At 54.5% G+C, this 4,900-nt stretch carries 5 protein-coding genes and 1 pseudogene; 1 reads left to right on the forward strand and 5 read right to left on the reverse strand.

Annotated features, from left to right (window positions below):
* A pseudogene (locus tag GJ1_RS17025) lies at positions 1–298 on the forward strand (hypothetical protein); the annotation flags it as partial.
* A 369-nt stretch (positions 299–667) separates the two neighbouring features.
* Here the strand turns inward: GJ1_RS17025 and GJ1_RS17030 are convergent.
* The 5 genes from GJ1_RS17030 to GJ1_RS17050 all read right to left on the reverse strand — a co-directional run bounded on the left by GJ1_RS17030 (position 668) and on the right by GJ1_RS17050 (position 4,892).
* Positions 668–1,648 carry an ABC transporter permease gene (locus GJ1_RS17030; protein WP_066235023.1) on the reverse strand — a complete coding sequence of 327 codons (981 nt, stop codon included), beginning with the start codon at positions 1,646–1,648 and terminating at the stop codon, positions 668–670.
* A complete protein-coding gene (locus tag GJ1_RS17035; RefSeq protein ID WP_066235025.1) occupies positions 1,641–2,555 on the reverse strand; it encodes an ABC transporter ATP-binding protein in 915 nt (304 codons plus the stop codon). The genes GJ1_RS17030 and GJ1_RS17035 overlap by 8 nt, the downstream gene beginning before the upstream one ends.
* Positions 2,552–3,349, reverse strand: coding sequence for an SGNH/GDSL hydrolase family protein (locus GJ1_RS17040; protein ID WP_066235030.1), 798 nt, complete (start codon positions 3,347–3,349; stop codon positions 2,552–2,554). The genes GJ1_RS17035 and GJ1_RS17040 overlap by 4 nt, the downstream gene beginning before the upstream one ends.
* 9 nt (positions 3,350–3,358) lie before the next feature.
* The gene (locus GJ1_RS17045) at positions 3,359–3,658 is read right to left on the reverse strand and encodes a transporter suffix domain-containing protein (RefSeq protein WP_066235036.1); all 300 of its coding nucleotides are present in this window, start codon (positions 3,656–3,658) and stop codon (positions 3,359–3,361) included.
* 277 nt (positions 3,659–3,935) lie between these two features.
* Positions 3,936–4,892, reverse strand: coding sequence for an MBL fold metallo-hydrolase (locus GJ1_RS17050; protein WP_066235033.1), 957 nt, complete (start codon positions 4,890–4,892; stop codon positions 3,936–3,938).
* Positions 4,893–4,900 lie beyond the last annotated feature (8 nt).

Genomic DNA, 4,900 nt, shown 5'->3' on the forward strand with positions numbered 1-4,900 from the left:
CGCGCACGTGAACACAGGGATATTATACTCCCTTCTTGGCGATTTTGAAAAGGCGAAAGCGGTGCTTGATGAGCGATGGCTGATGTTTTATGTCGCCATCTACATGTACGGCATTTGGGACAGCTATCGCGGCTCGGTCGACATGAACAAACTTTATTTGCTTGGCTCCATTTACGGCTATGTGCTGGCATGGGGGGCCAATCATTTGGGGCATTATCGGAGCGGTGGGCGGCATCGGGCACGGGCTTTTGCTGAAGTGGTGGCTCAATCGAAAAACGGCGCGCCGCCAACGCCATAGACGGCCGGAAATTGTCCTTTTCATCCGCTGTGACGAGACGCAGTGGCCGACGATCGAGCGATTGCTTTGGAATCATCACGCGCTCGGGCTCGCTGGCGTTCGGGATGGATAGGCACGGGGCGAATGACGGCCGCAACAGACGAAAAGGCGGAGGAAAAAAGAGGAATACCCCAACCATACAGGGCTCAATCAACCAACGGAGCGATCGTCGCCGCATTTGACGAGCGCTTTCGGCTGGACTAAAAAAGAAACTGTCTCCAAAAGTGGTTTTTCGTTCAACAAAGGTACAACATACCGCACCCCAACCGTTCGTTGATACGTATATACGCGAATGAGAAAAAGTGTCCCACCCCTTTAGGGACACCTTCTTTAATATATATCCCGCCGCGTAAAAACAAGAAAGGCGACAAAAAGCCCCACAAGCCCCCAGACGGCAAGCACGGACATCGAAAAGCCAAGCGTCATCCCCTCAATCGGCGGGGCCGTTCCTCTCATGTAATCCGTGAGCCGCAAATTGACCATAAATAAATATTTGGCCGAATGCCACGATGACACCATATTCGACAAAATGGCGCCGGAAATCAACGCCGCCAGCATGATGCCCATCACCGCCGCCGTGCTCCGCAACAACACGGAAAGCATAAACGTCAGCGTGCCGACGACGACGCTGACAAACGCCGCCAGCCCGAGCTCGATCAAAATGTATTTCCACTGCGGAATGATATGAACGTTTTCCGTATTCAGCTCCTCCCCTTGCGGGACAAACCCGGTCAATAGCGGCAGGCGGAAGCCGCCGTAGCCAAACACAACGCCCGAAATGGCATATGACAGCACCGCAGCCATGAGCATAATGAGCGACACCGACAAAAGCAGTGCGATATATTTGCTTAACAATATTTTCCATCGTTTAACCGGCCGAACGAGAAGCAACTTGATCGTTCCGGCGCTTGCCTCGGACGACACTAAATCGGCAGCCACGACCATCACTAACAGCGGCAAAAACAAGTCGATGGCGTTTTCGATAAAAGTGCGCATAAACGTCGGCGCCCCTGGGGCAGACGGGTTAATGTTGTGTTCTAAGTAGTACTGCTGCTGCTTGAGGCGGATTTGCAAATACTTCCGCCATTCTTCCGACATGCTCGGCGACTGGAGACGGTTTTGCAAATCGACGATTTGCTGCTGCAGCTGCGTCCGCCAGTCCGTCGTGCCGAGCCGTTTTCTAAGCTCTTCCGTCTCGCGGTATTGGGCGTATGTAAACAAGGCAACAAGCACCGCAATGATGGCGGCGATCACCCACAGCCGCTTTTTGCGGACGATTTTCAACATTTCATTGTAGACAAGCTTACTCAATCGTTTCGCCCCCTGTCAGCTCGATAAACAAATCTTCGAGCGTCGGCAGCCGCGATTCGATTTTGGAAACCAAAACCCCTGCTTGGACAAGCTTAGCGTTCCAACCAGCGAGCTTGTCCGGCTCGTACGGCGTGACGACCGTTTCCTCGTCGGTCCGCAGCACCTCGGTTTCCTCAGCCAAGAGCGCCCGTGCCTTGTCGATCGGAGCCGCTTTCCAGTCCACGCGCGCCTGTTTCTTTAACAGCCGCTCAACCGTGTCAACGGTCAACAGCCGTCCTTTCGCCATGATGGCGACGCGGTCGCACATGAGCTGAATTTCGCTTAATAAGTGCGATGACACGAGGACGCTCAATCCTTCCGTTTCCGCCAAAAAGCGGATAAAGGCGCGCATCTCGCGGATGCCGGCCGGATCAAGGCCGTTGGTCGGTTCGTCCAAAATGAGCACCTTCGGTTTTCCAAGCAGCGCCTGGGCAATGCCGAGCCGCTGCCGCATGCCGAGCGAATACGTGCTCACCCGGTCATGAATGCGTTGTTCGAGCCCGACGAGCTTCGCCACTTCCATGATCCGATCTGCACCAATTCCCGGCATCATGCGGGCGAAATGTTCAAGGTTTTCCCAGCCTGTTAAATACGGATACATTTCTGGGTTTTCGACGATGCAGCCGATCTGGCGAATCGCGTCGGTAAACTGGCGGTGAAGATCATACCCGCAAATCGCCACCGTCCCCGACGTCGGTCGAATGAGCCCGACGAGCATGCGGATCGTCGTCGTTTTTCCCGCGCCGTTCGGCCCTAAAAAGCCGAACACTTCCCCCTCATGCAATTCAAACGAAATGCCTTTAATAATTTCCTTGCCGCGAATCGTTTTCCGCAGCTCTTTGACCGCCAACATCACCTGTTTGGTCATCGCTCGTCCTCCTCCGTCAATGTGATGAGCGAGGCGACGCGCCCGCCGATCCGCTTGTATCCCTCTTCATTCGGATGGAAATGGTCGCTATATAAATAGTCATTGACATGCAAGGCAAACAAGTCAAACGTCGGCACGGCGACGACGTTCGGGTAGCGGGCCGCCACTTCCGCTGATGCAAAATTCCAGTCGCGCACAACCGCCGACGTCTGTTTCGCATCGCCTAAATCGCTGAACGGGTTGTACAAGCCGAGCGCGAAAATGACCGCTTCGCTGTTGAAACGGCGTAGCGCCGCGAAAATGCGGTCTAAGTTCGCCACATACCGCCGTTTCGCCTCATCAAGCTGTTTCATGTTCAATCGAAGCGCTTCCCCGCCTTGAAACAAATCGTTGCCGCCAATGGTCATCACAATAAGATCTGCCATGGCGACTTGCCGCTGAATCTCAGGCTGGCCGAGTTGGCGAAGCAGTCCGTCGGAACGAAGGCCGCGGACCGCCAAGTTCGTGACCCGGATCGGTTTGTCCGTTTGCCGACGGAGCTCATCAACCATATAGCCGACATACCCTTTTCCGCTCTCATCGCCTGTTCCTCTCGTCAATGAATCGCCTAGGGCAACGATATCAATCTCCTCGTCATGCCGTTTTGTTTCATCGGCCCGGGGTTGTTTCTGCTCAACCGGCGGGTTGGCAGCCGAAAAAAACTGATCCTGCACCGCCAGCGCGAGGCCGCCGAGCCAAAGCACACCGGACAGCGTGGCAACGACTATGAGAAGCGCAACTGGGCTTCGTCGCATGCAACCACCTCATTTCTTCATCGTTGTCATCTCTCGCAATCTGTCTTGGCATTCTTCGCCATCATTTGTTTGATCCGACAGCCGCCGTTTTATTCTCCAATTTTTCGGGTTCCAATGCCTCTTTAGCTTCGCGGCCGCTTCCTTTCCCACCAACAACGCCCCAATCCAAAACATGATTTCCGCCGCCACAATGACAACCGTAACGATCAAAGCTTTGACCGCGGCCGAAAACGGCAGAAAAGGGGCGATGGGAGGGATCAGCCAAACAACGAAGGATGCGATGATGAGCACGATGCCGATGCGGCGCATCATAAGCGGCTTATGTTTCACCCACCCGTTCCCCCCTGTCCATTGGCAACATATACGCTTCCGAAAAACAAACAATGACCTATCTCAACTCTAACATATGTATACTCATTTCGAGAAATCTTCCGCTTTGAAAATGGTCAAGCGCATCGGGCCAATGAAACATGGAAAATGCATGTTGATGGGCAGTCTGGCTTTCTTGGCGCCGCCTCACCCTTCACCGCCCAACCACAAAAGAAGCCTAGCCGGCCTGGCTAGGCAAACAGAACACTGTGAATGATCACCGCTGTTTATGCCAATAATCGATCAATCCCATCGCGCACACTTGCAAATCGAGTTCAATCGCCGCATACGCCGGCGACGAAGATGGGACGCCATGCTCATTGAGAAACGCCGTGATATCGTTGCGCAACATTTGTGCGGCGATTTTCGCCTGCTCGGCAGCCGGCGCTTCCGGATGGCGGTCGATTGCTTCTTTTCCCGCCGCCACGAACTTCGGCAGCCAAAGGCGAAGCTGGCGAAATGCCTCCTGCGGGTCATCCAGCATGCCGAAATGGCCAAAATATATGCGTGACGGATTCAACTTCTCAAGCCGCTCGGCTGACTGCTCCATCTCCGCGGGATTAAATTGATTGGGAGAAGTCGACGGCAGGCAAAACTTGAGCCCTGCTTCTCGCAACTGCGGGTAAAAGACGCCGATCGTATCGCCAGTGAACACGCTGTGGCTGTACGAATCGTAAATGGAGAAATGGTGGTTGGCATGCCCCGGCGTATCATAAAACACGAGCGTCCGCTCCGCACTCAGCTCCAGCGTTTCCCCGTCCTCTTTCACGATGAGCCGCTCTTCCGGCACCGGAACGATCGGGTCAAACAGCGCTTCAAACTGCGCGCCGTACACCGCCTTCGCCCCGGCAATGAGCCGCGACGGATCGGCCAAATGCCGCTTTCCTTTTGGATGGACGACGACCGTTGCATTCGGGCAATGCTGAAGAAGCAACCCAACGCCGCCCGCATGGTCCAAATGAATATGGGTGACGATGATATAGCGAATCTCGGCCGGATCGATATGAAGCGCTTTCAATCCAGCAAGCAAATGCGACACCGACGGGCTCGGCCCCGTTTCAATGATTGCCAAGTTCTCTTCGTGAAGCACGTATGTACCGGTGCGTTGCGGCATGCGCAGATCATACAAATCGATAAGTGAAATGCGGTGGCCGAGATCGACCGGCTTTGTCATGCTCCTCG

The organism is Geobacillus jurassicus NBRC 107829, from assembly GCF_001544315.1.
In the GTDB taxonomy this organism is placed as follows: Bacteria; Bacillota; Bacilli; order Bacillales; family Anoxybacillaceae; genus Geobacillus; species Geobacillus jurassicus.

Bases quoted from the DNA above. Each gene is read 5' to 3' on its own strand.
- GJ1_RS17035 (WP_066235025.1), bottom strand. From the start codon at position 2,555: ATGACCAAACAGGTGATGTTGGCGGTCAAAGAGCTGCGGAAAACGATT.
- GJ1_RS17040 (WP_066235030.1), bottom strand. From the start codon at position 3,349: ATGCGACGAAGCCCAGTTGCGCTTCTCATAGTCGTTGCCACGCTGTCC.
- GJ1_RS17045 (WP_066235036.1), bottom strand. From the start codon at position 3,658: ATGCGCCGCATCGGCATCGTGCTCATCATCGCATCCTTCGTTGTTTGG.
- GJ1_RS17050 (WP_066235033.1), bottom strand. From the start codon at position 4,892: ATGACAAAGCCGGTCGATCTCGGCCACCGCATTTCACTTATCGATTTG.